Origin of the sequence: Pengzhenrongella sp. (assembly GCF_036565025.1) — a bacterium.
Classification (GTDB): Bacteria; Actinomycetota; Actinomycetes; order Actinomycetales; family Cellulomonadaceae; genus Pengzhenrongella.
The window spans coordinates 1-2,905 of the sequence record NZ_DATCNW010000098.1 but is presented as its reverse complement, the minus strand read 5'-3'; the positions used below and the strand labels follow the sequence as shown (position 1 = coordinate 2,905).

Sequence of the window (2,905 nt, the reverse complement as noted above, 5' to 3'; positions counted from 1 at the left end):
GGTCAGTGGGGGGTGGGGGGCTGGGGGGAGGTGACCTTGGCCACCAGGGGCTCGGGGAGGATGTCGTAGTGGTCGTGCACGGACTCGAACACGCCGCGGCCGCCGGTGAGGGAGCGTAGGTCCAGCACGTACCGCGCGAGCTCGGCCTCGGGGACCATCGCCTGGATCGAGTGCCGGCCGTCGGCGAGCGAGGTCGTGCTGTTGATCCGGCCGCGGCGCGCGGACAGGTCGCCCAGCACGTCGCCCTGGAGCCCGGCGGGCACGTGCACCGTCAGCAGCGAGATCGGCTCGAGCACGACCGTGCCCGCGGAGCGCATCGCCTCGCGCAGCCCGTGCGCGGCGGCGGTGCGGAACGCCATCTCGGAGGAGTCGACCGAGTGGTACTTGCCGTCGTAGCACTCGACCCGCACGTCCACGACCGGGAAGCCATGCGGCCCGCCCGCCGCCATCGCCTCGGTGACACCACGTTCGACGGCGGGGATGAAGTTGCGCGGGATCGCGCCGCCCACGACCTTGTCCACGAACTCGCTGCCCGCCCCGCGGGCGAGCGGGCTGACCCGGAGCTGCGCGACGGCGTACTGCCCGTGCCCGCCCGACTGCTTCTTGACCTTGCCCTCGACGTCCGCCGGCCCGGCGATCGTCTCCCGGAACGGGATGCGCACCGGTTCGGTCACCACGTTCACGCCGAACTTGCGCGCGAGCCGTTCGAGGGCGACCGCGACGTGCGTGTCGCCGATGCCGCGCAGCACGGTCTGCGAGTTCAGCCCGGTGCGCTCCACGACGAGCGACGGATCCTCCGCGCACAGCCGGGCGAGCGCTCCGGAGAGCTTGTCGTCGTCGGCCTGGGTGAGGGGGTTCAGGGCGAGTCCGAACGGCGTCGGGCGCGGATCGGGACCGACGACGCGCACCGGCGTGCTGCGCCTGGCGAGCGCGGAACCGGTCGGGCTGCCGGCGAGCTTGGCCACGGCCGCGATGTCGCCCGCGGCGACCTGGTCGATGAGCTGGTGCTCCTTGCCGCGCAGGTGGAACAGGCCGTGCACCCGCTCCTCGGTGTTGGTCGACGTGTTCACCAGCCGGTCCTCGTTCGCGATCGTGCCGGAGAGGACCTTGAACAGGGACACCTGCCCGACGAACGGGTCGACGACGGTGCGGAACACGTACGCGAGCGGGTCGCCCTTCGGGTCCGCCGCGACCGGGATCTCCTCGCGGCCGGCGAACACCGTCGTCGGGCGGTCCGCGGGCGAGGGCCCGATCTCGCACAGCAGGTCGGCGAGCCGGTCGATGCCGATGCCGGTCGTTGAGGAGCCGACCAGGACCGGGAACACCACGGCGTCGAGCACCTCGTGCGCGAGGGCCCGCTCGAGCTCGGCAGGGCTCGGCACGTCACCGGCGAGGTAGCGCTCGAGCTGCTCGTCGTCGCCCGAGACGATCTCCTCGGTGAGCTCGTCGTGCAGCCGGTGCTCTTCGTCCGCGACCGACGCGGGGATCGCCTCGGCGTGGCGCCGGCCGTCGACGTCGTAGGCGAGGCCGCGGTCGGTGAGCACGTCCGCGACCCCACGGAACGAGTCCTCCTCGCCGAGCGGCAGCTCGAGCGGCGCGAAACCGGCACCGAACGTCGCGCGCAGCTGGTCCAGCACCCGGTGGAAGTCGGCCCGCGCCTTGTCCTCCTTGGTGACGAACACCATGCGCGGGATCCCGGCGGCGGCGCACTGCGCCCACACCGCCTCGGTGCCGACCTCGACGCCGTCGACCGCGCTCACCACGAGCACGGCGAGGTCCGCGACCGACAGGGCGGCGTCGACGCCGCCCGCGAAGTCGGCGTAGCCGGGGGTGTCGATCAGGTTGACCTTGTAGCTCTCGCCGTCCGAGGCGGTCCACCCGAAGGGGGCCACCGCGAGCGAGAGCGAGATGCCGCGCTTGATCTCCTCGGCCTCGAAGTCGCAGACGGTGTTGCCGTCCTCGACCCGGCCGGCACGTGTGATGTCCCCCGCGCGCAGCAGCAGGGCCTCCACGAGCGTCGTCTTCCCGCTGCCGCTATGGCCCACGAGGGCGACGTTCCGGATCCGCGGCGTCGTTGCCATGATCATGCGTTGCTCCCTGTTCGGGTGGGCCTCGCGCCCATGCTATGACCCGTTCGCCGAGAGCGGGGAGGTACTCAGGTGACGCATTGCCAGACCGGTGGTGACCGCCATGGACGCGGCCATGGCCAGGCCCGCCAGCGCGCCGATCATCGCGACGAGAGTCAGCGCCTGGCCGGGGTGCCACAGGGGAGTGCTCACGCCGACGAAGAACAGCAGGCCGACGCACCAGGCGACGGCGTTGGCGAGGATCCAGCGGGCCGCGCGTGGCACGTGGCGGCGCAGCTCGACCCATTGCGCGACGCCGATCGAGACCAGCAGCGCGAGACCCGCGAGCACGCCGACCCCGACGACCAGCGGCGCCGGCCAGTGCGACCAGGTCTCGTGCGTGCTGCTCGGGAGCATGCCGAGCAGCCAGGCGAAGGCGGCCGCGACCGACGTGCCGGTGATCCACCGGCAAGTCGAGAGTGCGGGCAGCCGGCGCCGCAGCACGCGCGCCTGCGACCAGCCGAGGATCGCGAGACGCCCTCGAACGAGCCGGCGGCGACCGGCGCGGGGAGGGCGAGCGACGGCGCGCCGTCCCAGACCAGTGCCCCGACCAGCGCCGGACCGCAGAAACCGGCGAACTCGCCGGCCGTCACGGACGTGATCCACGAGCGCAGCAGGGGGTCCCCCGGGCGGACGTCGGGCGTTCGTGGTCGCTGCATCGTTGCGGGCATCGCTTCCCCCTCGCCAATCCCAGCGAACCGCAGCGCGAACCCCCGCGCGAAGGGCTTAGGTCCCCCAAACCGCAACGTCCGAGCGTTGACGTCCTATAGGACGTCAAC

Annotated in this window: 2 protein-coding genes; both read right to left on the bottom strand. The window is 72.7% G+C overall.

Annotated elements, in window-relative coordinates:
- Positions 1–2 precede the first annotated feature (2 nt).
- The gene (locus tag VIM26_RS05535; RefSeq protein WP_331949349.1) at positions 3–2,087 is read right to left on the bottom strand and encodes an elongation factor G; all 2,085 of its coding nucleotides are present in this window, start codon (positions 2,085–2,087) and stop codon (positions 3–5) included.
- 36 nt (positions 2,088–2,123) lie between these two features.
- Complete coding sequence (locus tag VIM26_RS05530) at positions 2,124–2,570, bottom strand: hypothetical protein (protein ID WP_331949348.1); 447 nt, start codon at positions 2,568–2,570, stop codon at positions 2,124–2,126.
- Positions 2,571–2,905: the final 335 nt, after the last annotated feature.

What these genes read in the sequence shown, in the direction of transcription:
- VIM26_RS05535 (WP_331949349.1), bottom strand. Translation starts at nt 2,087, where the DNA reads ATGATCATGGCAACGACGCCGCGGATCCGGAACGTCGCCCTCGTGGGC.